This window comes from Streptomyces sp. NPDC041814 (assembly GCF_055590565.1).
The window spans coordinates 127,682-153,054 of sequence record NZ_JBVJAM010000007.1; the positions used below are offsets into that span (position 1 = coordinate 127,682).

At 68.5% G+C, this 25,373-nt stretch carries 19 protein-coding genes and 1 tRNA gene; 7 read left to right on the top strand and 13 right to left on the bottom strand.

What is annotated here, in order from left to right; translation table 11 throughout:
- Nucleotide 1: 1 nt before the first annotated feature.
- The 3 genes from ACZ6C6_RS19270 to ACZ6C6_RS19280 are packed head-to-tail and all read right to left on the bottom strand — an operon-like array spanning nt 2 to nt 5,887.
- A complete protein-coding gene (locus tag ACZ6C6_RS19270; RefSeq protein ID WP_469204272.1) occupies nt 2-4,786 on the bottom strand; it encodes a putative T7SS-secreted protein in 4,785 nt (1,594 codons plus the stop codon).
- A gap of 4 nt (nt 4,787-4,790) precedes the next feature.
- Complete coding sequence (locus ACZ6C6_RS19275; protein ID WP_469204274.1) at nt 4,791-5,441, bottom strand: hypothetical protein; 651 nt, start codon at nt 5,439-5,441, stop codon at nt 4,791-4,793.
- On the bottom strand, nt 5,438-5,887 hold the full coding sequence (locus tag ACZ6C6_RS19280) for a hypothetical protein (RefSeq protein WP_469204276.1): 450 nt from the start codon (nt 5,885-5,887) through the stop codon (nt 5,438-5,440). The genes ACZ6C6_RS19275 and ACZ6C6_RS19280 overlap by 4 nt, the downstream gene beginning before the upstream one ends.
- 539 nt (nt 5,888-6,426) lie before the next feature.
- Here ACZ6C6_RS19280 and ACZ6C6_RS19285 point away from each other — a divergent pair.
- On the top strand, nt 6,427-8,826 hold the full coding sequence (locus ACZ6C6_RS19285) for a fibronectin type III domain-containing protein (protein WP_469204277.1): 2,400 nt from the start codon (nt 6,427-6,429) through the stop codon (nt 8,824-8,826).
- Nucleotides 8,827-8,941: 115 nt separating this feature from the next.
- Here ACZ6C6_RS19285 and ACZ6C6_RS19290 read toward each other — a convergent pair whose 3' ends face one another.
- From ACZ6C6_RS19290 to ACZ6C6_RS19305, 4 genes are all read right to left on the bottom strand, one after another.
- Complete coding sequence (locus tag ACZ6C6_RS19290) at nt 8,942-9,343, bottom strand: DNA-binding protein (protein WP_469204279.1); 402 nt, start codon at nt 9,341-9,343, stop codon at nt 8,942-8,944.
- Nucleotides 9,340-9,588: a type II toxin-antitoxin system CcdA family antitoxin gene (locus ACZ6C6_RS19295; protein ID WP_469204281.1), complete on the bottom strand. Its 249-nt coding sequence runs from the start codon at nt 9,586-9,588 to the stop codon at nt 9,340-9,342. Before ACZ6C6_RS19295 ends, ACZ6C6_RS19290 begins: the two co-directional genes overlap by 4 nt.
- A 233-nt stretch (nt 9,589-9,821) precedes the next feature.
- A complete protein-coding gene (locus ACZ6C6_RS19300; RefSeq protein ID WP_469204283.1) occupies nt 9,822-11,039 on the bottom strand; it encodes a DUF4365 domain-containing protein in 1,218 nt (405 codons plus the stop codon).
- 808 nt (nt 11,040-11,847) lie between these two features.
- Nucleotides 11,848-11,921 (bottom strand) — tRNA-Gly (locus ACZ6C6_RS19305).
- A 454-nt stretch (nt 11,922-12,375) separates the two neighbouring features.
- Between ACZ6C6_RS19305 and dcd the strand changes: the two genes are divergently transcribed.
- Both dcd and ACZ6C6_RS19315 read left to right on the top strand, forming a co-directional pair.
- Nucleotides 12,376-12,951, top strand: coding sequence for a dCTP deaminase (dcd, locus tag ACZ6C6_RS19310; protein WP_018102070.1), 576 nt, complete (start codon nt 12,376-12,378; stop codon nt 12,949-12,951).
- A gap of 7 nt (nt 12,952-12,958) precedes the next feature.
- Complete coding sequence (locus ACZ6C6_RS19315; protein ID WP_469204293.1) at nt 12,959-13,459, top strand: phosphoribosyltransferase; 501 nt, start codon at nt 12,959-12,961, stop codon at nt 13,457-13,459.
- A 69-nt stretch (nt 13,460-13,528) separates the two neighbouring features.
- On the opposite strand, the gene ACZ6C6_RS19320 is transcribed toward ACZ6C6_RS19315, so the two are convergent.
- The 3 genes from ACZ6C6_RS19320 to ACZ6C6_RS19330 all read right to left on the bottom strand — a co-directional run bounded on the left by ACZ6C6_RS19320 (nt 13,529) and on the right by ACZ6C6_RS19330 (nt 17,693).
- The gene (locus tag ACZ6C6_RS19320) at nt 13,529-14,461 is read right to left on the bottom strand and encodes a Yip1 family protein (protein WP_469204295.1); all 933 of its coding nucleotides are present in this window, start codon (nt 14,459-14,461) and stop codon (nt 13,529-13,531) included.
- Nucleotides 14,462-14,670: 209 nt separating this feature from the next.
- Nucleotides 14,671-16,938: a (Fe-S)-binding protein gene (locus ACZ6C6_RS19325; protein ID WP_469204297.1), complete on the bottom strand. Its 2,268-nt coding sequence runs from the start codon at nt 16,936-16,938 to the stop codon at nt 14,671-14,673.
- Between the two features lie 137 nt (nt 16,939-17,075).
- Entirely contained in the window at nt 17,076-17,693 is a 618-nt protein-coding gene (locus ACZ6C6_RS19330; protein ID WP_469204299.1) for a sugar transferase, read from the bottom strand.
- A 249-nt stretch (nt 17,694-17,942) separates the two neighbouring features.
- Between ACZ6C6_RS19330 and dnaK the strand changes: the two genes are divergently transcribed.
- From dnaK to ACZ6C6_RS19350, 4 genes are all read left to right on the top strand, one after another.
- Entirely contained in the window at nt 17,943-19,790 is a 1,848-nt protein-coding gene (gene dnaK / locus ACZ6C6_RS19335) for a molecular chaperone DnaK (RefSeq protein ID WP_164402816.1), read from the top strand.
- Nucleotides 19,787-20,437: a nucleotide exchange factor GrpE gene (grpE, locus tag ACZ6C6_RS19340; protein WP_469204301.1), complete on the top strand. Its 651-nt coding sequence runs from the start codon at nt 19,787-19,789 to the stop codon at nt 20,435-20,437. The genes dnaK and grpE overlap by 4 nt, the downstream gene beginning before the upstream one ends.
- A gap of 132 nt (nt 20,438-20,569) precedes the next feature.
- Nucleotides 20,570-21,754, top strand: a complete 1,185-nt coding sequence (gene dnaJ, locus ACZ6C6_RS19345) for a molecular chaperone DnaJ (RefSeq protein ID WP_469204303.1) — start codon at nt 20,570-20,572, stop codon at nt 21,752-21,754.
- Between the two features lies 1 nt (nt 21,755).
- The gene (locus ACZ6C6_RS19350; RefSeq protein WP_018522258.1) at nt 21,756-22,202 is read left to right on the top strand and encodes a heat shock protein transcriptional repressor HspR; all 447 of its coding nucleotides are present in this window, start codon (nt 21,756-21,758) and stop codon (nt 22,200-22,202) included.
- Between the two features lie 19 nt (nt 22,203-22,221).
- Here ACZ6C6_RS19350 and ACZ6C6_RS19355 read toward each other — a convergent pair whose 3' ends face one another.
- Genes ACZ6C6_RS19355 through ACZ6C6_RS19365 form a run of 3 tightly spaced genes read right to left on the bottom strand, consistent with a single transcriptional unit; the run spans nt 22,222 to nt 25,201 of the window.
- Nucleotides 22,222-23,229: a helix-turn-helix transcriptional regulator gene (locus ACZ6C6_RS19355; RefSeq protein WP_469204305.1), complete on the bottom strand. Its 1,008-nt coding sequence runs from the start codon at nt 23,227-23,229 to the stop codon at nt 22,222-22,224.
- Entirely contained in the window at nt 23,226-24,200 is a 975-nt protein-coding gene (locus ACZ6C6_RS19360) for a helix-turn-helix transcriptional regulator (RefSeq protein ID WP_469204307.1), read from the bottom strand. Before ACZ6C6_RS19360 ends, ACZ6C6_RS19355 begins: the two co-directional genes overlap by 4 nt.
- Nucleotides 24,197-25,201, bottom strand: a complete 1,005-nt coding sequence (locus tag ACZ6C6_RS19365) for a helix-turn-helix transcriptional regulator (protein WP_469204309.1) — start codon at nt 25,199-25,201, stop codon at nt 24,197-24,199. Before ACZ6C6_RS19365 ends, ACZ6C6_RS19360 begins: the two co-directional genes overlap by 4 nt.
- Nucleotides 25,202-25,373 lie beyond the last annotated feature (172 nt).

Consider the following 25,373-nt stretch of genomic DNA (forward strand, 5'->3'; position numbering starts at 1 on the left):
TTCACCCTTCTCGAACCACGCGCCCGGATCCGGGAATAATGGCATCCCTCAATCCGTCGAGCATTTTATCGGGAATACCGTAGAGGTGTGGACCCTTTGTTGGGTCCGAGATCTCGGGATACTCCTTGAGGAGCGCTTTCCATTCCTGACGGGTGAACGCGGAGCCGTCGGGGTGATCGGCCTTGTTTTGTGGAAGTGCATTCTCGTGAATGGAATCCCGATAGGACTTCGGGATGTCGTACGAAACGATCTGCCCGCTGTCGGAGCGAAACTCTACTGTGTGTTTCATGTCGCCGCTCATATTAAGGTATAGCTTGCCGTGACCGGTGATCGTCACCTCTCCGTTCTCGCCGATATGAACGCGCTGGCTCAGTGGATGGTCCGTTTGCTTGCGGTAGACCGTCACCGTTTCGTCCGGGCAATCGACAGGAGCGAGCCCGAGGGGGTCGGAGGCCGTGTGCGGGTTGTTGACGTAGGTCGCGGGATTCGGGGCGGGTGCGAGCCCTAGAGGGTCCGGCGTCAGATAACGGGCGGTCTCGGGGTCGTAATGGCGGAAATAGTTGTAGTGCAGACCGGTTTCCGGATCGAAGTACTGACCCGGGAAGCGCAACGGTGTGTAAGCGGTGGAGGTGCGTGACCAAGTGGTGGTGCCCCACAGTGTGGTGCGGGTGTGCCAAGCAATACTGCCGGACTCGTCGATGAGTTCGGTGGGCGTGCCGACGAGGTCGGTGACGATGGCGAAGAAGCGCTGGTCGACTTCCTCTTGAGAGGTGTCGGATGCGGTGATGCGTTCGGTCTGCGCCAACGGGCGTATCCCGGAGTGGTCCCAGGTGAGGATGACCGCGTTCGGGAGGTCGGTGGAGGTGGTGGTCTCTTCGCAGAGAGTGCTGCCGTCCCACGTGAAGCTCACCCGCTCGGCCAGAGTGACACCGTCTGGAGCGATCCGCTGCTTCGCGGTTCGGCGGCCGAGCGGATCGTAGAGGTAGCGCCACCGGGAGCCGTCCGGGGTGGTGACGGCGGTAAGGCGGTCCTCGGCGTCCCAGGTGAAGGTCCAGGTGTCGGGCTTGCGGGAGAGCCTGGTCTTCTGGCGCAGGGTGATGCGGCCGGCGGCGTCGTGCTCGTAACGGACGTTACCCGCGCGGGATATGCGGGTCCCCGCGTATGTGCGCGGACCGATTGCCTCCTGACCGGGCATGGACGCGGGCCACGAGGCCGCCGTCTGGTTGCCCGCCTCGTCGTAGGCATACGTCTCGGTCCAGTTGGTCGCGTGGACCCCGGTGACGCGACCGGCCGGGTCGAGATCGAATCGCCGGGACCCGGAGAGTTCGTCATCGATACCGGTCAGCATTCCGTCGGAGCGATATCTGTACGTGCGGTGATTGAGGCTGCGTCCGCCGGACGAGGTCTCCTGTCCGGCGACGCGTCCGGCAGTGTCCCACTCGGTCGTGAACGTGAGCATCTCGCCGAACCTGCGCGTCAGCTCACGGCCGTTGGCGTCGCGGTCGAAGGTCACATCCTGCCCGCCACTGGTCTGCCGTACGAGGTTCCCGGCTGCGTCGTAGGTGTAGTCGGTGACCTGCCCGGTGGGGGTCACCCGGCGGGTGCGGCGGCCCAAGGCGTCGTAGGCGTACGTGGTGGCCCGTCCGTCGACCAGCTCCGTCTTGATCCGCCCGACACGGTCGTACTGATAGCTGAGTTCCCCGTCTGGACCGGACGCGTGCAGGAGTTGGCCGCCAGAGGTGTACGCGTAGCTGGTGGTCCGACCCGACGCGGTCTTGCGGGTCACCCGTCCACCGATGTCGCGTTCGTAGTGGATGGTCTCGCCCGTCGGCGTGATGCGGCGGATCACTTGGCCGACGGGGTCGAGCCCGTAGCGGAGCGTGCGCCCGTCGAAGTCGGTCTCGGCGATCACCCGGCCCGCGGAATCGTACTCGTAACTCCAGTTCAGACCCTGGGGGTTGGTCACCCGTGTCAGGCGCAGCTCGGCGTCGTGGCCGAATGTGTAGCGACACCCGTCCGGCCCGGATCGCGCCGTGAGAAGGTCGAAGTGGCTGTACTCGTAGTGGCTGGTGCGGCCCGAGAGATCGCTGTGGGTGAGGCAGTTGCCCTCGCCGTCCCAGGTCCACGATTCGGTGGCGCCGTCGGGTGCGGTCCGTCGGGAGAGCAGACCGTCGGCGTTCCACTCGTAGCCGGTGACCGCTCCCAGGGCGTCCGTCACGCTCAAGAGGCGCCCGTAGAGGTCACGCTGGTAGCGGGTGGTGCCGCCGAGCGGGTCGGTCATTTCCACTGGCAGGCCGGCCGGGTCGCAGCGCACGGTCGTCACCTCGCCGACGGCGTCGATAACGGTGTTGGGGCGGCCGTGGGCATCGTAGGTGTAGCGCGTGGTCTGCCCCGCGGGGTCGGTGAGGGAGGTTCGGTTGCCGCGGTCGTCGAACGTCTGCTGCCATCGGGTACCGCCGGGTGCGATGATTTCCGTCGCCTGGCCCGAGGAGTCGCGCTCGGCGCGGATGGTGCTTCCGTCGGGGCGGGTGAGAGTGGAGAGCCGGCCGTCCTCGTCGTAGGAGAAGAGGGTCGTCCGCCCGAGCGCGTCCGTGCGGCTGAGCCGGTTTCCTCGGGTGTCGTAGGTGAAGCGGGTGGTGTGGCCGAGCGGGTCGGTGGTCGCGAGGACGCGGCTGCCCGGGCCGATGACGTGACGGGTGGTGCGGCCCTCGGCGGTGGTCAGGGTGGTGGTGCGGTGGCCCGTCGCCGGGTCGGGTTCGCCGTAGCCGAGGGTGACCTGGAAATGCCCGGCCTCACCGCCCTCCGCGGTTACCCGATGTTGTTCGTCGTACGTGTAGGCGTAGCCGCAACCGTTGGAGTCGACCCATCCGGTCACCCTGCGGTGGTTGTCATACGTGAAGGTGAGGGTGGCGCCGGAGGGCTTGGTGACCTCGGCGAGATTGCCATCCGTGTAGCCGTAGACCATGACGGGCCGGACCGGTCGTCCGTCCGCCCCATCGTCCGGCCCGGTGAGCGTCAGAGCGGTGACGCGGCGGTCGGCCGTCGTCAGGGACAGGTGGTAGCCGGCCGAGTGGACCAGTGCCAGGGGCGTGCCGTCGTCCGTGCGGTCCAGGGTGATGGTGTTGTTGTTGCTGTCGGCGATCTCGACGAGCCAGGCGTTTCCGTCGTCACCGGGTTCTGTTCCGGGAGGGCCGGCGAAGAGCTTGGTCTGCCGGTTCTCGGGGTCGGAGATCGTGTAGTCACCGTTCTCGTCACGGCTCAGGACGTCGCGTGAGGTGCCGGATTCCGGGCGGGTCGGGAGGCCGGGGACGGGGTGGGGGTAGGTGATCAGCAGGCCGTCGTCGGTGACGTGGATGACGCCGGTGGCGTCGATTTCCAGGTGCTCGTCGACGGTGGAGGACCAGGAAGGACCGAAGAAGCGGCCTGCGGTGTAGCCGGATTCGCAGCGGCGGGTGAAGGCGAGCGGAAGAACTCCGGGCAGGACCACATCGGTCTGAGGCAGGAACATGCGGCCGGAGGCGAGGTCGACCGGGTCGGTGCCCGTGGTGGTGCGCTCCTCGGGGGTGCGGTTGTGGGTGCCTTCGGGGGCGTCGTCGACCAGTCGGCGGGCCTTGTTCGCGTCCTGGGCGAGGTCCGCGAGTTCCTTCGCGGTCCGGGCCCCCTTGACCGCGGCTCCGCCGCCACCGGTCGCAGCGGTGAGGACCAGGTCGGGGACGAGGCGGCCGAGCCCTTCGGCGGGGTCCTTCATGAACTCGGTGACCATCTGCTTGCCGGTGCCCCAGGGGTCGTTGGCGACCTGGACGAGTCCGGCGGCGGTGTTGTTCAGCGCGAGTCCGTACTCGGCGGGGTGCGTGACGTTGTACGGGTCCATCGGGTTGACGGTGCGCACGAAGTTGAGGAGCCCGGCCGTGCCCTTGGCGATCCCGCCGACGAAGTGCGTGTGCATCAACTGGGTCTCGGCGAACCCGTCGGCGACCTGATCGGCGTACTTCGGCTTCTTCGGCGCGGCGTCACGGGCAGCGGCGACGGCGGTGCGGGCGTTCTCGGCCGCGGTGTTGCGCTGCGTACGCGCCTCGGCGAGGAGTTGCTGGGCCTCCTCCATGCGCGCCTTGCCGGGATCGGTGAACTCCCCGGGCCTGGGCGGAAGCGTGGACGGGTCGCGTTTGTCGGCGGGCAGGGCGTTGTACGTGTCGACGGCCTTGTTGAAGGTGTCGCACTTCTCCTTGTGGGCGTCCATCGCCTCTCCGGAGGCCCTGGTGCCCGCCTTCCACTTGTCTATCGCCAACTGGGCCTGCCCCTGGGCCCACTCGACCGTGCCGGCGAACGACTCCAGCGCGCCCGAGGCCTTCTCGAATGCGTCGGCGGCCTTGAACCACTGGGGCGGCTCCACGGAGACCGACTCCCGGAACGCGTCCGCCGTCTTCCCCTTGAGCTCGGAGGCGTCCAGTCCTTTGAGCCCGTCGCCGACCTTGTCGAGCGAGCTCTGCAGGTTCTTCAGGTGGGTGGCGGTCGAGCGGATCTCGGACGGGCTCCCATAGATCAGCTTCTTCTTGTCCTCGGTCTGACCGAGGTCCATCTCCTCGGCTTCGGCGCCCATCCGGTTCGCCACCGAACGCGACTGTTCGCGCACCCAGTCCGCGCCCGAGTCCCAGCCCACGTCCTCCAGCCGGTCAGCGGTCCAGTCCCCGGCGTCCTCGACCCGGTCACCGACCCACTTCTTACCGCCGTCGACGGCATCCTCGATGAAGTCCGGCGTCAGATCGCCGACAAGGTCCCCCAGCCCCATCGATTCAGCTCCCCCCGCTGCCCTGCTGCTGTTGCCGGGCCCGCTCCTCGGGCGAGGGTCCGAACGCTTCGTCCACGCCCCGGTCGAAGGTCTCCTGGTCGCGGCCGAGCAGGTTGTTCACCACGTCGTTGTTCAGGCCCCCGACGCCATCGGTCATCAGCGCCCGGCCGGTGTCCTTCCAGGTCTGCCCGGCTTCGTTCCCGGCCCGCTCGAACGACTCCACGCTGTAGTCCGGGCTCAGGTAGTCCGGGGTGAGGACCTCGCCCCACCCCTGGTTGACGATGTCGTCCTCGGACGCGTTCGGATTGCCCACGCCCGCGTTGACCACGATCTTCAGCGTGCCCTCGATGTACTGCTCCTCCTCCCACAGCACACCCGCGGACAGACCCAGCTTCGCCGCGATGGCGTTGGCGTCCTGGACCAGTGCCCGGACCCCCCACTCCCATCGCTCGCAGAAGTCCTCGAAGGTCACCGACAACCCGTAATGGCCGGCCTCCATCCCGGTCATCGACAGCCCCGACACACCCTTGCCCAGCGCCGCCCCGGTGCCAGAACCGATCTCCCCCAGCTCGTCCACCGCCGCGCGCAGCCCACTGGTGATCTTCTGGACACTCCCAGGATCAACGTGCAGATCCCCCGTACCGCCGCCGCTCACAGCCCACGCCCCCCGTCGCTTCCTCGTGGGGGCACCGCGTTCTCACCGTCTACCGCCACCGTGTCCGGCACGATTCCCGTCACCGGCGGGAAGAACATGGCCCCCTCGGGATCAGCGATGTCTACTGCGACCCCCGCCGGCACTCCCATCGCCGGTACGACCTCGTCCAGCAGCCGCGCTCCCCGCAGCCTCGCGAACTCCCAAGAGCGCCAAGCCGCCCCGGCGTCATGAACAGAACCCCGGCCCTGCGCGAACCGCGCCATTGCTGCCTCGTCCGTGAACCCGCACACCCAGCGCACCCCGCCGAACTCTGCGGTCCACAACCCTCCACCGGCCCACGGCACCAGTACCAAAGCCCGCCGGAACTCCCCCAGCAGCGCCCGGGGATCACCCACCCCGGCCCGCTGTTCGGCTATTCGATCCGCCAGCGTTGTCCCCTCAGCCATGGAACCCCCGTTCGCATTCGCTATCGGCCCCAAACACCGTAGGGCACCACACCCGGCACTATCAGCGGTTCCAGGACCGTGGCTGCTTCCGATCGGTGCGGTGTGCGGGGCGGCAGGGGCGCAGCGGCTCGGGGGAGGTTCGCCAGTGCCCTGGCGGTCGCCGAAGTGCTCTCCGGCTTCGGACCGAGCAAACAAGAAGAGGCCCCGGTCATTGACCAGGGCCTTGATTCAAAGAGCGGGTGACGAGAATCGAACTCGCGCTCTGAGCCTGGGAATCAACGGTTCTTGGGCCCGTTGAAGGGCTCTGACCTGCATTTTTTCGCCAGGCGGGGTGTATGGCTACGGCCCCTGGGAACCGCGCGCCTGACCGCCGTTGCCCGCTCTGCAGGGCACGGACCGGGTACGGGAGTCGCTACGGAGACCGTGCCCCAGCGTCTGAGCTGTTACGGCTGAGGCTTGTACAACCAACCGACCCTCCTGTCCGTCTTGTTCCAAGACGTCTGTCCGACATCGGCCGCCGAACAGGACTGAAGGACTTGATGAACCCAGCCAGACGCACGACCGCCACCGCCTTGGTTCTGGCCACGGCAGGCGGAGTGCTCTACGCCACCGCCGTACCTGCTTCTGCGGCGGTGAACTGCACTTCCCCCGTCTTCAAGCGGCAGTTCTTCGCGAACACGACGTTCTCGGGCACGCCGAAGAAGACGGACTGCGATTCCGTGATCGACCAGAACTGGGGCAAGGGGGCACCCGTCCCCGGCGTGCCGTCCAACAACTTCGGCGTGCGCTGGTCGGTGACGCGCGACTTCGGCTCCGGTGGTCCCTTCACGTTCACGGCCTCCGCCCAGGACGGAATGCGCGTCTACCTCGATGGCGTCCGGAAAATCGTCGTGTGGAAGAACGTCCCCACCACCGTCAAGAAGACGGTCAACGTGACGATCCCCGCAGGCAAGCACACGATCCGCTTCGACTTCGTCAACTGGACGGGTTCCGCGAACGTCAGGTTCGCCTATACGCCACGCACCTCCGCCGCCTACGACAAGGTCAAGCCGCTCATCCCGACTGGCACGGCCGTCTCGTACAACTCCGCCACCGGCGCCGCCAAGCTCACCTGGACCAGGAGCAAGGAGATGGACCTGGCGAACTACCGGGTCTACCGGCGGCTGAAGGGCGCGCCGTACGGCAAGCAACTCGCGACGACCACCGCCACGTCGTACACCGACAGCGCGCTGCCGAAGACCGGAGCGGCCTACTACTACGAGGTGCGGGCCGTCGACAAGGCGGGCAATGTCTCCGGCGGCAGCCCCGACAAGCTCGTCACCACCGTCGACAGGACGCCGCCCGCCGCGCCCTTCGTCGAATGGGATGCCTGCCCGGCCGACCAGCCCTTCGCGGCACCGGAGCTGGTCACCACCGCGAAGAACGCCGCTGACATCGCCCGGTACGAGATGCAGCGGCTCGACGCGACCACGAAGAGCTGGAGCACCGTCTACTCCGGCACCAAGGGTGCGATCTGCGACACCGGCTACCGGGCCGACGGCAGCAAGGTCACCTACCGAGGGCGGGCCCGGGACGCCGCCGGGAACTGGTCGGCGTACTCGGCCGCCACGACGTTCACCACCCCCGACCTGACTCCGCCCGCCGCTGTCACGGGGCTCCGAGCCGAGTACCGGTCGGGCGTTCCGCATTTGGTGTGGTTGCCCGTCACCGGGGCCGCCTCGTACCAGGTCCTCCAGTACGAACCGGCGACGGGTGGTTACGTCGACGTTCTTGCCGAGGGCAGCCCCAGCACCGGGACCGACGTGGTGCCGCACCAGTCGGCCGCCGTCGCCGACAGCTACCGGTACGCGGTGCGCTCGCTGGACGCCAAGGGCAACCCTGCCGCGCCGGTGGAGATCACTCTGGAGTTGGCCGATCGTCCGGAGGCAATCCCCGCGTTCAAGACCACTGCCAGCAAGTTCGACGAGGGTGTGATGGTCGAGTGGAGCAGCGTCGACCCATGGACCGTCGATGAGCAGCCTCTTCCCACGTACAAGATCATCCGGACCGACACCGCGACCGGCGAGACCGACATCGTGGACCAGTGCAAGCCGAACCGCTCGGTGGACCTGCCGCTTGATGACCCGGACACGTACTGGACCTGGGCGGACGACGATGCTCCTCTGTCCGCCCGCAAACAGGTCAACGGCAGCTGCTGGGACGTCCAGGGCAAGTCGGAGACGACGTACGAGTACCGAGTCGTGACGACCGACCGGTACGGACATGTGTCGCAGCCCGGCCCGCCCGCCACGGAGACCACCCCGGACACCCAGCGTCCCGCCGCGGTCCAGGACCTGACCGCGGAACGAGTCCCGCTCGGCGTCCGGCTGACCTGGACGCCGCCCACCGACACCGATGTCTCCGGCTACCGCGCGTGGCAGGGCGTCACCGACCCGGACAGCGGTGAGACGGTCTGGAAGGACAACTGCTGGACCGGAAGCTCCCTGACCAGGACCGAAATCCTCTGCCCGACAGTGCCGGACGGCGCCACCCACGTTTACAAGGTGGCCGCGATGGACGATTACCGCGACGATCCACTCGATGTCCTCCACCCCGCCGAGGTCTCGGTCACCCTGCCCGACACCCAGCCGCCGGGCTGGACGGAGACCGAGGTCCGTGAGGGCCAGTACCCGGATCTTTACGTCGGCTGCTCTGAAAGCTCCGGACTCGGGGACTGTTCCCGGTTCGCGAGCTACCGCGTGGAGCGCTGGGACCCCGTCACTGCCGCTTACGTCGTCCTGGCGGAGGGCGCGACGGGTGACGCCGCGTTCTACATGGACACCACGGTGCACGAGGACCGGCTCGGCCTGTACTACTACCGCGTCGTACGGCTCGACGCCTCGGGCGTCGAAGCCGTGACCCGATCGACGGCGTACGGCATCTGGGACTCCTGGCTCTGACCGGACGTGGGAGGGGACCGAAGGGTTCTTCGGTCCCCTCCCCATGCCGGGCGACGAGCGGTTCGACCGGCCGCAGGACTTCGCAGCGGGCGCGTGATCCGGGCGGGCCGACTGGTCAGAGGGGGATGATGCGGACTTGGTTGCCGCAGAGCTTGGTCATGTCATCGCTGTCGGACGTCAGCAGGGTGACGGGTTTCGGCTGACGGAGCGCGACCTCGGCGACCGTGGCGTCGATGGCGTACTTGTGCCCGTGCAGCCCGGCGGCTTTGAGGAGACCAGCCGCCGCTTTCGCCGCCTGCTCGGTGACGGGCTCCACCTTGATGCGGGACAGGGCCCAGTTCAGGCGGGGCATGTTGGTACGGGAGTGGGTGGCTTCCACGATGGTGTTGGCCCCGATCACGAGGTCGGCTCCCATGTCGTGGAAGACCTGAAACATCGCGAGGAGCTTGCGGTCCTGCGCGATCCAGGCGGAGAGCCCTTCCGAGTCCAGGACGACGGTTTCGATGCGCTCGCTCACGCGGCGTCCGCGCCCCTGGCGGAAACGTTGCCGCCGAAGATTTTCGCGTGCGCCTCGGCGAGCTCCTCGTCGCTGAATGCTCCGTGCTCCTCCTTATGGCGGCGGAGGTCCTCGCTCAGGAGTTGGTGCCGGATCTGGCGGGCTACGGCTTCCGCTACGTAGCCCGAGACGTTGTCCGTGAGTTTGCGGAGCTCCGCCACCTGATCGCTGGGGAGCGTGACGGTGATGCGAGTCGTTGAGGACATAATGCAAGCATACCGGAGTATGCAACGGGTGGCTCGCGGTGCCCCGGCTGCTTGCGGCGGAGTGGGATCATTGGCGCCTTGGTGAGCGACCAAAGGCTCTGCCGTCGGGCTTCTTCGACTTGTTCAGGTTAGGTGCCCCTAAAGGTCTTACCGTCGCTACAGGGAAGTTGTGGCCCGGTCGGACGACGGCGTCGTCGCCGTCAGGTACGGACGCTCACGCGAGGATCTGGATGTCAGTCCCTCCCTGCCGGTTCGGGGACGCGCCAGATTATTCGGACCTGTTCGTCGAGGGGGAGCGAGGGGCCGCCCACGTAGATACTCTGGATGAGATACAGGATGGCGAGCCGGTAGGCCTCCGGTTCGATGTCGTCCACCGATTCCACCGTTGCCCGGCTGAGCTTGTGCACCTGTCGGACGATGCCTGGCTCGGTTTCGAGGGAGCCGAGTTCGGCCAAGATGTTCGGTTCCAGCTCGATTTCCTCCCGCATCGCTCGGATCGAGCGCTGCACGAGGTCGGGCTCGGAATCGATGCGGTCGAGTATGAGCTCGAGTACGTACGTATGGATGACGTCCGCTGCAATACTGCCGTGTTCCGGGGGCTCCTCCCCGGTGCAACTCGGGCATCCCTCGCACTCGACGAGTTCGCCCTCCGGGCCTTCGTCGGCCTGCCGGGTGGAGGCGAAGCACGCGGCCACCCACATCAGTTCGGTTCGGTCCAGCCCCAGGTCTTCGGCGGTCAACAGATCGATGTCCGGGGTCCCGAGGTCCTCCGGGGGCTCGGGCAGCTGAAGCTCGGACCGCATCAGCGACTCCAGAGTGACCCAGGCCGGTTCCCATTCCTGGGTGCTGAGCAGCAGTGTCGCCACTGTGTCGCCCGGGCGCTTCCAGAAGATGAGGTCTTCGTCGTCACCGTTGACGAAGTGCAGAACGTGATCGGCAGGGTCGAATTCCGCTCCGGACATCTCCTCAAGGTGAGTAAGAACGGCCTGCCGGCCGCGATAGCGCCCGACGTAGCGGCGTGCCTGGGCGACGAAGGAGCCCATGGTGGTGTCGTTCAGCACCGCATTGGGGCTGATCCCGATGAAGCGCGGCTCATGGAAGGGACCGGAGCGGCGGAGCTGCTGGGTGGCGTTGGCCCAGTACAGCTCCTTGGTGTCCGGGTCGTACACCACGCAGTAGACCGGGATGTTGCCCTCCGACCAGGTATCGCGATGCCGGTCGACGGGCACGACATAGCCGTTGCCCCGACGCCAGCTGTCGCCTCCCTTGACCTGGACCTTGATCGTGTCGCTGGTGACATCGTCGTCGTCGGTGAAGGTGACGTAGAAATCTTCACCGAAGTCGTTCTGCCCGGATATCTCCTGCACGATGTGGTCGTGCTGCTCCAGCAGTGTGCGCAGCGCGTTCACCGCGGCCTGGCCCACCCGCCGCCCTTTGGGGATCTTCGGCATGTCACTTTCTCCACAGGTTTCTCGTCCACCCCGGGCGAACCGCGACAGCCCCGCCCCCGGCTACCTTGCCCCATGCGTCTGACATAGCGTCCGGGAGTGCTCCGATGGCCAGGGGCCGGCTCGATAACCTGGCCTTTGACGCGGAGCGGGTGACAACGGGCGGGCGCCCAGTAGGAGAGTTAGGCATCGGCTTCGGTACGGTCCCTCGCCTACGCGGAGCGCACCGCGAAACTGCCCAGCGAAGGGCTGTCCCGTACCTCCGGAGCCGCTTGCCGATGTCCGGTTCGACCTGCTTGGCCGGGATCGTATTGAGGCCGGTAGTCGGGGCGCAACCGGACAAGCCGGTCCGTCTGTGGCGACCCACGGGCCTCTGCCCCGAGTTACGGGACACCGCTTAGCGGGCCCGTTTCCAAGTCCGGTGCGGCAGCTGAAAGCCCGTGGCGGTGCAGCAGCGGGTCCGGCATCATCCCCATGTGATGGTGATGCAACCCGTTCTGCAAATCCTCGCCACCGACGACTTCGCGCTCTGGCCGGTTGACGAGCACGAGTTATACGGCTACCTCGTGCTGAACGGGGAGCGCTCTCCTGCGGAGGTGGGTACGGCGGTGATGCGTATCGCCGCCTGGAACGACGTCGAGCCGGACGAGAAGCACGGCTGTGCCCGACCGACCCGCTCAGCGCCTTCGTCGAGCCGGGCTCCTGCAACGGCCCGGTCATGCATGCCCTCTCCCAGCTCCGGTAAGGGAGGAACACTTGGACAAGTCCAGACAACAAACAAGGCCCGAGTCGATGACCTGGGCCTTAGTTATGGAGCGGGTGACGAGAATCGAACTCGCGCTCTGAGCTTGGGAAGCTCATGTTCTACCATTAAACTACACCCGCGAAAATGCGCGGCGCTGTATTCAGCGGCGCATCCTCGGACACTGTACCCCATCACGATCCCCTCGCGGCGACGTCCCGGACCGGCCGTGTGTGTGGCGGGAGTTGGGGGCGTAGCGTGGGTGTCGGAGTGCCGCGTGGAGGGGGGTCCCGTTCATCCCCTAATGTGGCGGTCTCGTCCACGGCTTGATGGGGAAGGGACTTGATGGACTCCATGGAGCGCACCGTCGTCCGCTGTGCCGAAGGGCACGTTTTCGCTACCAGCTCGTTTCCGATGCAGCAGCTCGGGGCAGGGCGGATCGGGCCCGGGCGGCTCATCCGGTGTCCTCGCTGCGCTCGGTTGCGGCATGCCGTGCCCGTGGTCTTCGAGCGGCGGTAGTGGCGGCGGGTGACGGATGACGGAACGCGCGGGCGGCCCGATGAGGGCGGGCCCGCGCGTTCTGCGTATCCTCGGTGGGTGCTTCTCTCAGACAAGGACATCCGCGCCGAGATCGACGCCGGACGCGTACGCATTGATCCATTCGACGCGTCGATGGTGCAGCCGTCGAGCATCGACGTGCGGCTCGACCGCTATTTCCGGGTGTTCGAGAACCACCGCTACCCGCACATCGACCCCGCCGTCGAGCAGGTGGACCTGACCCGCACCGTCGAACCGGAAGGGGATGACGCGTTCATCCTGCATCCCGGGGAGTTCGTGCTGGCGTCGACGTACGAGGTCATCTCGCTGCCCGACGATCTCGCGTCGCGGCTGGAGGGCAAGAGCTCGCTCGGGCGGCTCGGGCTGGTCACGCATTCCACGGCGGGCTTCATCGACCCGGGCTTCTCCGGGCACGTGACCCTGGAGCTGTCGAATCTCGCGACGCTGCCGATAAAGCTCTGGCCCGGTATGAAGATCGGCCAGCTGTGCATGTTCCGGCTGAGTTCTCCGTCCGAGTTCCCTTACGGCTCCGAGCGGTACGGGTCGCGATACCAGGGGCAGCGCGGTCCCACCGCGTCGCGTTCCTTCATGAATTTCCACCGGACGCAGGTGTGAGGGCCCGATGACCGACGAGGTACGCGAGAACCTGACGTACGACGGCTTCGGGCACGCCGTACGGGAGCTGGCGCAGGCCGTCGCCGACGACGGGTACGAGCCGGACGTGGTGCTGAGCATCGCGCGCGGCGGGGTGTTCGTCGCGGGCGGGCTGGCGTACGCGCTGGACTGCAAGAACATCCACCTGGTGAACGTGGAGTTCTACACGGGCGTGGGCACCACCCTGGAGATGCCGGTCATGCTGGCGCCGGTGCCCAACGTCATCGACTTCTCGGACAAGAAGGTCCTGATCGCCGACGACGTCGCCGACACCGGCAAGACGCTGAAGCTGGTGCGCGACTTCTGCATCGACCACGTCGCCGAGGTGCGGTCCGCGGTGATCTACGAGAAGTCCCACTCGCTCGTGAAATGCGAGTACGTGTGGAAGAAGACCGACCGCTGGATCAACTTCCCGTGGAGCGTGGAGAAGCCCGTCGTGCGGCGCAGCGGGCAGGTTCTCGACGCCTAGTGGCAGCCGCGCAGCGCGAAAAAGGGCCCCGGTCACCCGGGGCCCTTTCGCGTGAGCGCGGCGCGGTCGTCAGATCGTGCCCAGCTTCAGGATCGAGACCAGAGCCAGCAGCTGGATCGCCGACGCGCCCAGCGCCTTCGGCCACGGCAGGTCGTGCGACTTGCTCACCATCGAGGTGAGGAGCGCCGCGGCGGCCAGCCAGGTGACCCAGCCGAGGATGACGACCAGTGAGTTCTCGCCGCCCAGGAACATCGCGAAGACCAGGCGCGGCACGTCCGTGATCGACATGATCAGCATGGACAGGCCCACCGTCGGCTGCCAGGAGCCGTCGCCGCCGAGCTGGCGGGCCAGCGTGTGGGTGACCGCGCCCAGCACCAGGCCGCCGAGCACGAAGCAGACGCCCGTGAGGATGACGTAGGGCACGGCGTTGGAGACCGGGGCGTGGATCGCGTCGTCGCGGGCCTGGTCGAAGCCGAAGAGGGCCAGGAGGCCGTAGAGGAACGTCACGGTCAGGGCGGGGCCCCAGACCGCGTAGTCGCGCATCTGCCAGAACGTCGGGCCGGGGCGCGTCACGATGCCGCTCAGCAGCTGCTTCCAGTGCAGCCGCGGGCCTATGGGGGCCGCGGGAGCGTGGCCGGCGCGGTAGGCGCTGCCGTCGCTGTACGGCTCCTCGTCCACGCGGAACGCCTGCGTGTGCCCCGGATTGTTCGCGTACGGGTCGCCGTGGTTGGCGCCCTGGGGATGCGGGTACGGCGTGGGGTCGGTGAAGTACTCGGGCTCGTCCGGCCCGGCGCCGGTGTAGCCGCCGCCCGCGGGGTACGCGCCGCCGCCGTGGTAGCCCGGTGCGGCGTGGTGCGGGGCGCCGTGTCCTCCCGACGGCGGCCATTGCTGCTGCCCGTACGGCGGCGGTGCCTGATTGCCGTACCGCTGCTGCCGCGGTTGCTGTTGCCCTTGCTGCGGGGTGCGGTTGTCCCGGCCGCGTCCGATCCTGAATCCAGCCACGTCATCGAACGTACCCGGTCCGCCGGTTACGGGGGCCCGGGGCCGGGGAAGTACCGGCCTTTGACGCCCAGCTGTGACATCCCCTAAGGGAACCCCGGAGGGCTTTCCCCAGCCTCCCGGAAGGGAAACCCGGAGGCGGAACGCGGAAGCGGCCGGTCCTGCCCCCGAGGCAGGTCCGACCGCTTCGCCGCGCCGTGACGCCGGTCCGGCTACTTCGCCGGTTCCGGCTCCGGTTCGTCCGCCGACTCCTGGTCGCCCGCCGGGTCGGCCGGGGTCTTCACGGAGTCGAGCAGCAGCTGGGAGACGTCCACCACCTGGACGGACTCCTTCGCCTTGCCCTCGTTCTTCTTGCCGTTGACCGAGTCGGTCAGCATGACCAGGCAGAACGGGCAGGCCGTCGAGACGATGTCCGGGTTGAGGGAGAGGGCCTCGTCGACGCGCTCGTTGTTGATGCGCTTGCCGATCCGCTCCTCCATCCACATCCGGGCACCACCGGCGCCGCAGCAGAAGCCGCGCTCCTTGTGGCGGTGCATCTCCTCGTTCCGGAGACCCGGCACCTTCGCGATGATCTCGCGCGGGGGCGTGTAGATCTTGTTGTGGCGGCCCAGGTAGCAGGGGTCGTGGTACGTGATCAGGCCCTCGACCGGGGTCACCGGGATCAGCTTGCCCTCGTCGATGAGGTGCTGGAGCAGCTGCGTGTGGTGGATGACCTCGTACTCGCCGCCGAGCTGCGGGTACTCGTTCGCGATCGTGTTGAAGCAGTGCGGGCAGGTCGCGACGATCTTCTTCGCGGCCTTGGCCTTCTTGGTCGAGTCGTCCTCGTCGTCCTCGCCGAAGGCCATGTTCAGCATCGCCACGTTCTCCGCGCCGAGCTGCTGGAACAGCGGCTCGTTGCCGAGACGGCGGGCCGAGTCACCGGTGCACTTCTCGTCGCCGCCCATGATCGCGAACTTGACGCCCGCGATGTGCAGCAGCTCCGCGAAGGCCTTGGTGGTCTTCTTGGCGCGGTCCTCCAGGGCGCCGGCGCAGCCGACCCAGTAGAGGTAGTCGACCTCGGTGAGGTCCTCGACGTCCTTGCCGACGATCGGGACCTCGAAGTCGACCTCCTTGGTCCACTCGACGCGCTGCTTCTTGGCGAGCCCCCAGGGGTTGCCCTTCTTCTCCAGGTTCTTGAGCATGGTCCCCGCCTCGGACGGGAACGCGGACTCGATCATCACCTGGTAGCGGCGCATGTCGACGATGTGGTCGACGTGCTCGATGTCGACCGGGCACTGCTCGACACAGGCGCCGCAGGTGGTGCAGGACCAGAGGACGTCCGGGTCGATGACGCCGTTCTCCTCGACCGTGCCGACCAGCGGGCGCTCGGCCTCCGCGAGGGCGGCCGCGGGAACGTCCTTCAGCTGCTCCTCGGTCGCCTTCTCCTCGCCCTCCATGTCCTTGCCGCCGCCGGCCAGCAGGTACGGGGCCTTGGCGTGCGCGTGGTCGCGCAGGGACATGATCAGGAGCTTCGGCGAGAGCGGCTTGCCGGTGTTCCAGGCGGGGCACTGCGACTGGCAGCGGCCGCACTCGGTGCAGGTGGAGAAGTCGAGGATGCCCTTCCAGGAGAACTGCTCGACCTGGGAGACACCGAACACGGCGTCGTCGGCCGGGTCCTCCCAGTCGATCTCCTTGCCGCCGGTCGTCATCGGCTGCAGGGCCCCCAGCGCGACCGCGCCGTCGGCGTTCCGCTTGAACCAGATGTTCGGGAAGGCCAGGAAGCGGTGCCAGGCGACACCCATGTTGGTGTTGAGCCCGACGGTGATCGCCCAGGTCATGGTGACCCCGAGCTTGATCATGGCGGTGAGGTAGACGAGGTTCTGGAGCGTCCCGAGGCTGAGCCCTTTGAACGCCGCGACCAGCGGATACGAGGCGAAGTAGGCGGCCTCGTAGCCGTCGACGTGGTGCAGTGCGCCCTCAAGGCCGCGGAGCGTCATGATCGCGAGACCGATGACGAGGATGACGGCTTCGACGAAGTACGCCTGGCCCATCTTCGAACCCGCGAAACGCGACTTGCGGCCGGCCCGGGCGGGCAGGTTCAGCTGGCGGATGGCGATGAGGACGACGATGCCCACGGTGGTCGCGAGCGCGATGAACTCCGTGTACACCTCGTACGGCAGCCAGCCACCGAGGACGGGCAGGACCCAGTCGGCCTTGAACAGCTGACCGTACGCCGTGACGATGGTCAGGCCCAGGGTCAGGAAGCCGACGGCGACGAACCAGTGGGCGACGCCGATGACGCCCCATCGGTTCATCCTGGTGTGGCCGACGAACTCCTTGGCCAGGGTGATCGTGCGGTCTTTCACGGAGTCGGTACGGCTGCCGGCCGGGACCGGCTGTCCGAGCGTGACGAACCGGTAGATCTGCGCGACGGCTCGGGCGATGAGCGCAACGCCGACCACGGTCAGCACCAGCGACACGATGATCGCGGCGAGTTGCATTGGGGGCTCCTCGGGCCTGCGAGGTGGGATCGATCCAGCGTCTACTAGCGGGTACTGCGTCTTCCAGTGACCACCGGAACTACGAGTATCGCTACTACTAAGCAGTAACTTAATCAGTCTGTGCCGACACTACCCACTTATTCCGCCGTGCTGTAGCCGGGCAGGCGGTGATCTGTGTCGCTCAGGCGTGCCTTGCCGGGCCGCGGCAGGGTGTGGGCCGCCTCGCGCAGGGGTACGCGTACGGCCTCGGCGAGGATCGCGAGGTCCAGCCGCAGCCCCTGGTGCCCGGCGTAGTGCTGGTCCAGCAGGTCCGCCTCGTCCCACGGCATCGCCGACCGGTGCCGCACCTGGGCCAGGCCGGTCAGCCCGGGCTTCAGTTCCTGACGCCAGCGCCGGGCGCCCCCGGTGCCGTTCCGTACGTCGCCCGGGGCGAGCGGCGCGGGCCCGACGAGGGAGAGCTCGCCGCGCACCACGTGGTGCAGGCGCGAAACCACGTCCAGCTTCAGCCACCGGGTGTCCAGGGAGCGCAGGGCGAAGGGGGCGCCGTGCAGGCCGGTGCGCGGGGAGTGCCGCGTCACGCGGCGGCCCCGTACGGCCAGCGCCAGGGCGGCGGCGGCCAGTAAAGGGGAGGCGAGGAGCAGCAGGGCCGAGCCGAGGAGCAGGTCGAGGGTGCGTTTGGCGGTCGGGCGGGGGAGCCGGGGCGGGCGCCGGAGGGGCGGCCGGGGTCCTCTTCCCCACTGTTTCTGCGTACGCATCGTTCGCACCTGCCTGCAATCGGCGGACTGAATGCCGCTTTTGTGCTGCTCGCGGCATTTTGTGACAGAACGATCCCATGCGGCCATGATGGGGGAGGGCTGTGCGGCGCCTGAGGCGCCAGGTGTCGCCGATGGCGCGCATGGGGAGCACCTAAGTTGAGTCGTGTCGACTCAGGTCTGTTGACTCCGGCAGGGGAGTCGTGCATCCTTGAGTCAGATCCACTCAAGTAGTCAGTTGGAGGAATCGAAATGGCACGTGCGGTCGGCATCGACCTGGGCACGACTAACTCCGTCGTCAGCGTTCTCGAAGGCGGCGAGCCCACCGTCATCACCAACGCAGAGGGCGCCAGGACCACGCCGTCCGTCGTCGCCTTCGCGAAGAACGGCGAGGTGCTGGTCGGCGAGGTCGCCAAGCGCCAGGCAGTGACCAACGTCGACAGGACCATCCGCTCGGTCAAGCGCCACATGGGCACCGACTGGAAGGTCGACCTGGACGGCAAGAGCTTCAACCCGCAGCAGATGAGCGCCTTCATCCTGCAGAAGCTCAAGCGTGACGCCGAGTCGTACCTGGGCGAGAAGGTCACCGACGCGGTGATCACCGTCCCGGCGTACTTCAACGACTCCGAGCGCCAGGCGACGAAGGAGGCCGGCGAGATCGCGGGCCTGAACGTCCTGCGCATCGTCAACGAGCCGACCGCCGCCGCGCTGGCGTACGGGCTCGACAAGGACGACCAGACGATCCTCGTCTTCGACCTCGGTGGCGGCACCTTCGACGTGTCCCTCCTGGAGATCGGCGACGGCGTCGTCGAGGTGAAGGCCACCAACGGTGACAACCAGCTCGGTGGTGACGACTGGGACCAGCGCGTCGTCGACTACCTGGTGAAGCAGTTCGCCAACGGCCACGGCGTGGACCTGTCCAAGGACAAGATGGCTCTCCAGCGTCTCCGCGAGGCCGCGGAGAAGGCGAAGATCGAGCTGTCCTCCTCGACGGAGACCACGATCAACCTGCCGTACATCACGGCGTCCGCCGAGGGCCCGCTGCACCTGGACGAGAAGCTCACGCGCTCGCAGTTCCAGCAGCTCACCGCGGACCTCCTGGACCGCTGCAAGACGCCGTTCCACAACGTCATCAAGGACGCGGGCATCCAGCTCTCCGAGATCGACCACGTCGTTCTCGTCGGTGGCTCGACCCGTATGCCGGCCGTCACCGAGCTCGTCAAAGAGCTGACCGGTGGCCAGGAGGCCAACAAGAGCGTGAACCCGGACGAGGTCGTCGCCATCGGCGCCTCGCTCCAGGCCGGCGTCCTCAAGGGCGAGGTCAAGGACGTCCTGCTCCTCGACGTCACCCCGCTGTCCCTCGGTATCGAGACCAAGGGCGGCATCATGACCAAGCTCATCGAGCGCAACACCACGATCCCGACCAAGCGGTCCGAGATCTTCACGACGGCCGAGGACAACCAGCCGTCCGTGCAGATCCAGGTCTACCAGGGCGAGCGCGAGATCGCGGCGTACAACAAGAAGCTCGGGATGTTCGAGCTGACCGGTCTGCCGCCGGCCCCGCGCGGGGTCCCGCAGATCGAGGTCTCCTTCGACATCGACGCCAACGGCATCATGCACGTGACGGCCAAGGACCTCGGCACCGGCAAGGAGCAGAAGATGACCGTCACCGGCGGCTCCTCGCTGCCGAAGGACGAGGTCAACCGGATGCGTGAGGAGGCCGAGAAGTACGCGGAGGAGGACCACGCCCGCCGCGAGGCCGCCGAGTCGCGCAACCAGGGCGAGCAGCTCGTCTACCAGACCGAGAAGTTCCTCAAGGACAACGAGGACAAGGTCCCGGCCGACGTGAAGACGGAGGTGGAGACCGCGGTCACCGAGCTGAAGGAGAAGCTCAAGGGCGAGGACTCCGCCGAGATCCGCACGGCCACCGAGAAGGTCGCCGCCGTCTCCCAGAAGCTGGGCCAGGCGATGTACGCCAACGCCCAGGCCGAGGGCGGCCCGCAGGCCGACGCGCAGCCGGGTGCCGAGCAGGCCCAGGACGACGTCGTCGACGCCGAGATCGTGGACGACGAGAAGGACTCCAAGGGCGGTGCGGCGTGACCGAGGAGACTCCGGGCTTCGAGGAGGAGCCCGACGTCCCCTCCGGCGCCACCTCTGACGACGCCGAGCCGAAGGCCGCCACCCCCTCCGAGGAGGAGGCGGCGGCCCCGGCCGGGGACGCGAACGAGACCACGGCCCTGACCGCGCAGCTGGACCAGGCCCGCACGGCGCTCAACGAGCGCACCGGTGACCTCCAGCGGCTTCAGGCCGAATACCAGAACTACCGCCGCCGTGTGGAGCGGGACCGGGTCACGGTCAAGGAGATCGCCGTCGCGAACCTCCTGTCCGAGCTGCTGCCCGTCCTGGACGACGTCGGCCGGGCCCGGGAGCACGGCGAGCTCGTGGGCGGGTTCAAGTCGGTGGCTGAATCGCTGGAGACGGTCGTCGCGAAGCTGGGCCTCCAGCAGTTCGGCAAGGAGGGCGAGCCCTTCGACCCGACGGTCCACGAGGCCCTGATGCACAGCTACGCGCCGGACGTCGAGGAGACGACCTGCGTGGCGATCCTGCAGCCCGGTTACCGGATCGGCGAGCGCACCATCCGCCCCGCGCGGGTGGCCGTCGCCGAACCCCAGCCGGGGGCGGCCCCCGCGGCCGCGAAGGAAGAGAAGGCAGACGACGAGGAGAGCGGTGGCGGCGAGGAGGTCTGACATTCCGTCCGATCACCTGGCAGCACACCGCCCGGCCACCCGGGCCTCCCGTCCGGTCGGTGCCGGGGCCTGCGGGCCCGGCGCCGCCCGGACGGGGGGCTCCCGGCCGGTCGTCCGGAAGGAGGGACGTCGATGAGTACGAAGGACTTCGTCGAGAAGGACTACTACAAGGTTCTCGGCGTCCCCAAGGACGCCACCGACGCCGAGATCAAGAAGGCGTACCGGAAGCTCGCCCGCGAGTTCCACCCGGACGCCAACAAGGGCGACGACAAGGCGGAGGAGCGCTTCAAGGAGATCTCCGAGGCGAATGACGTCCTCGGCGACACCAAGAGGCGCAAGGAGTACGACGAGGCGCGCGCCCTCTTCGGCAACGGCGGCTTCCGCGCCGGGCCGGGCGGTGCCCAGGGCAACTTCAACTTCGACCTGGGGGACCTCTTCGGAGGCGCCCAGGGCGGGGGCCAGGGGGGCGCCGGCGGTTTCGGCGGCGGCGGCCTCGGCGACGTGTTCGGCGGCCTCTTCAACCGCGGCGGCGGCGCCGGTACGAGGGTGCAGCCGCGGCGCGGCCAGGACATCGAGTCCGAGGTGACCCTCAGCTTCACCGAGGCGGTCGACGGGGCCACGGTCCCGCTCCGGATGTCCAGCCAGGCCCCCTGCAAGGCGTGCTCCGGCACCGGCGACAAGAACGGCACCCCCAGGGTCTGCCCGACCTGTGTCGGCACCGGTCAGGTCTCGCGCGGCAGCGGTGGCGGCTTCTCGCTGACCGACCCGTGCGTGGACTGCAAGGGCCGCGGCCTCATCGCCCAGGACCCGTGCGACGTCTGCAAGGGCAGCGGCCGGGCCCGCTCCTCGAACACCATGCAGGTGCGGATCCCGCCGGGCGTCTCGGACGGCCAGCGCATCCGGCTGCGCGGCAAGGGCGCCCCGGGCGAGCGCGGCGGACCGGCGGGCGATCTGTACGTCGTGGTCCACGTCGACGCCCACCCGGTCTTCGGCCGCAAGGGCGACAACCTCACCGTCACGGTGCCCGTCACCTTCACGGAGGCGGCGCTCGGCGGCGAGGTGAAGGTGCCGACGCTCGGCGGCCCGTCCGTGACCCTCAAGCTACCGGCCGGTACGCCGAATGGGCGTACGATGCGGGCCCGTGGCAAGGGCGCGGTCCGCAAGGACGGCACCCGGGGAGACCTCCTGGTCACCGTCGAGGTGACCGTGCCCACCGACCTCGGTACCGAGGCCAGGGACGCGCTGGAGGCATACCGCAAGGCGACCGCGGGGCATGACCCCAGGGCGGAGCTGTTCCAGGCGGCGAAGGGAGCTTGAGGTGGACGGCCGACGGCGTAATCCTTACGAACTGACCGACGAGTCCCCGGTGTACGTGATCTCGATCGCGGCCCAGCTGTCGGGCCTGCATCCGCAGACACTGCGCCAGTACGACCGCCTCGGCCTGGTCTCGCCCGACCGTACGGCCGGACGTGGCCGGCGCTACTCGGCCCGCGACATCGAGCTGTTGCGCACGGTGCAGCAGCTGTCGCAGGACGAGGGCATCAACCTCGCCGGCATCAAGCGCATCATCGAACTGGAGAACCAGGTCGCGGCGCTCCAGCAGCGCGTCGCCGAACTCTCGGCGGCCGTGGACGGAGCCGCGGCGGCCATGCAGCAGCGCGAGGCCCAGGTCCACGCGTCGTACCGGCGCGACCTGGTCCCGTACCAGGACGTGCAGCAGACCAGCGCCCTGGTGGTCTGGCGCCCCAAGCGCCCCAAGGACTGACCCCGCGCCAGGCGGCCCGTCACCCCGGACTTCCGGGTGTGGCGGGCCGTTTCGCGTATACGGGGCCGGCCGGGGCCTCCACGAGGCCGGAGCGGACGAGGAGGGCGCCGAGGTGGGTGCGGCTGGTGGCGTTGAGGGTGTGCATGAGTTTGGCGATGTGGGCGCGGCAGGTGCGGACGCTGATGCCGAGCTCTTCCGCTGCGGCCTGGTCGGTGCAGCCGTCGGCCAGGAGGCGGGCGATGCTCTGCTGGACGGCGGTGACGGGGGCGCCGGGGAGGGCGGTGGGGAGGTGCTGGGTGAAGGGCGTGGCGAGGGCCCAGAGGGTTTCGTAGACGGCGGCCAGGTAGCGCACGAGGGCGGGGTGGCGGATCTCCAGGGCGGTGTTGCCGTCGGGGGATGCGGGGAGGTAGGCGACGGCCCGGTCGAAGATGATGAGGCGGTCGATGGCCCGTTCCAGGGTGCGGACCTTCAGGAGCCCGCTGGGCAGCTGGGCCAGGTACTCCTTGAGCGGGGGGCTGTAGCGCGCGGAGTGCTGGTAGATGTGCCGGACGCGGACGCCCCGCGCGACCGTGGGCAGCGTCCCTGACAGCGCGATCCGGAGCTGTTCCGGTGTACGGGTGCTGCCGGGCTGGATGGTCAGGATCTCGTCTCTGGCACCGTCCGCGGAGCCGTTGATGGACGCCTGGATGGCCGACCGACCGTGGAGCGTGACGAGCGGGACGGGTTCTCGGTTCGCCGACGCGAGGGGGACGAGGGACTTGGCCAGCCGGTCGATCGCGCGTACCTGGTCGAAGACCTGGCGGGCGAGCGGATGCAGCAGGTGCGCCAGCCCGGCGGTGGGCGGTACGGGGCGCAGCCGGAGGCTGTCGTGGGGGTCGGGAAGGAGCAGGGCGCCGTCGGCGACGCAGGGCACGTGCGCGGCGGCGGACCGGGCGATGCTGCCCTGGGTGAGCGCCTGCGTATAGAGGCTGATGGCCTCCTCGCAGAGTTCGCTTCCGCCGTGGCGGTGTTCGGGCGGCAGGGTCATCGGGTGGGCTCCGCGAGGCCGGACTGGACGAGGAGGGCGCCGAGGTGGGTGCGGCTGGTGGCGTTGAGGGTGTGCATGAGTTTGGCGATGTGGGCGCGGCAGGTGCGGACGCTGATGCCGAGCCTTTCCGCTGCGGCCTGGTCGGTGCAGCCGTCGGCCAGGAGGCGGGCGATGCTCTGCTGGACGGCGGTGACGGGGGCGCCGGGAAGCGCGGTGGGAAGGGGATCGCCGAAGGGGGTGGCGAGGGCCCAGAGCGTTTCGTAGACGGCGGTCAGATAGCGCACGAGGGCGGGGTGGCGGATCTCCAGGGCGGTGTTGCCGTCGGGGTCGGCGGGGAGGTAGGCGACGGCCCGGTCGAAGACGAGCATGCGGCCCACGCTCTGCTCCATGGTGCGGATCTGCAGGCGGTCGGCCGGGATCTCCGCCAGGTACTCCTTGAGCCGGGGGCTGTAGCGCGCCGAGTGCTGGTAGAGGTGTCTGAGCCGCCCGCCCGCCGCGAGGACGAACTCCGCGTTCGTCCGGCCCTGGCGCATGTTGTGGGCCAGGCGGTTGCCGCCGGGCTGGGCGGTCAGGACTTCCTCCCGGGCGGACCGCGAGGCGTTGTGCAGCGCCGCGCGTATCCGGTCGGCCCCTTCGATCACGGTGACCGGACGAGTGGGGTTCCCGTCGGTTTCCGTCTCCGCGAGCAGCGGCAGCAGGGACCGGGTCAGCTCGGTCGTCAGCCGGACCCGTGCGTCGATCTCGCGGCTGAGAGGGCTGAGCAGTTGCCCCAGCACCGCGGACGGCGGCACGGGGCGCAGCCACGCCCCGTCCCGCGGGTCGGGGAGGAGCAGTCCGAGTGCGGTGAGGCAGGGGGCGGGCTCCGCGGCGCTGCGGGCGATGCGGCCGGCGGCGAGGGCGTCCCCGTAGACGGCGAGGGCGGCTTCGCAGAGCTCCCGTTCGCTGTGGGGGTGCGTCGCCGGCACGGTCATTCCCCGGCGCCTTCCCCGGAGCCCTGTCCGGCACCCTCCACGAGGCCGGACTGGACGAGGAGGGCGCCGAGGTGGGTGCGGCTGGTGGCGTTGAGGGTGTGCATGAGTTTGGCGATGTGGGCGCGGCAGGTGCGGACGCTGATGGCCAGCTTGCGGGCCACGACCTGATCGGTGTTCCCCTCGACGAGGAGGCGGGCGACGCTCAGCTGGGCGGCGGTGATCGGGGTGTCGTGCGCGGGCGCCTGGAGGGGGGAGGTCAGCGGCTTGGCCTGGGCCCACAGCACCTCGTACACCTGGATCAGGTAGCGGACGAGTGCGGGGTGGCGGATCTCCAGTGCGACATCGCGTTCGGGGCTGGCCGGGATGAAGGCGACGGTGCCGTCGAAGACGAATAGACGCTCGACCGTCTGCTCGATGGTGCGCACCTGGATGGAGGCCGGCGGCATGTCGTCCAGATAGGCCTTGATGGCCGGGCTGTAGCGGGCGGGGTGCTGGTAGATGTGGCGCAGCGTCACGCCGCGCTCGGTCATGGCCAGCCCCCGGCCCAGTGCCTTCTTGAGCTGGTCCACCGGTCGGTTGCCGCTGGGCTGCAGGGTCAGGACCTCGTCCCGTGCGCCGTCCGTGGCGTTCTGGATGGCCGCCTCGATCAGCGGGATGCCCTCCAGGACGGTGATGGCGAGGTTGGGGTCGGTGCTGGCGATGGAGGCCAGCGGCGCCAGGGAGTCGGCCAGGGCGGCGGAGAGCCTGATGCGTTCGTGGATCTCCCGCGTGACGGGCTGCAGCAGGTGGGCGAGAGCCGAGGACGGTGGCACCGGCCGGATCCAGCCATCCTCCTGAGGGTCGGGGTGGACAAGGGCCAACTCGGTGAGGCAAGGAGCGGCTTCGAGCGCGGAGCGGGGGAGCCGGCCCGCTCTGAGCGCTTCGGTGTACGTCCCGACGCCGGCTTCGCACAGTTCCAGATCGCCGTGCGGCTGATGCGGTATGTCCTCGTCCCTGCCCATTCGGGACCCCCCACTTTTGGCAGTGCAGCAAGATGACGGTGGTGCCAGCCTAGTTCCCGGGCCAGTGTGGAGCTGTCGGGGGAGCCGGGAACTCCCCCGGCTGATCAAGGGCGCGGCCATGCTCTCCCCCATTGCGTGGCCCGCCCGCCCGGCCCGGGGGGTGGGGATCTTT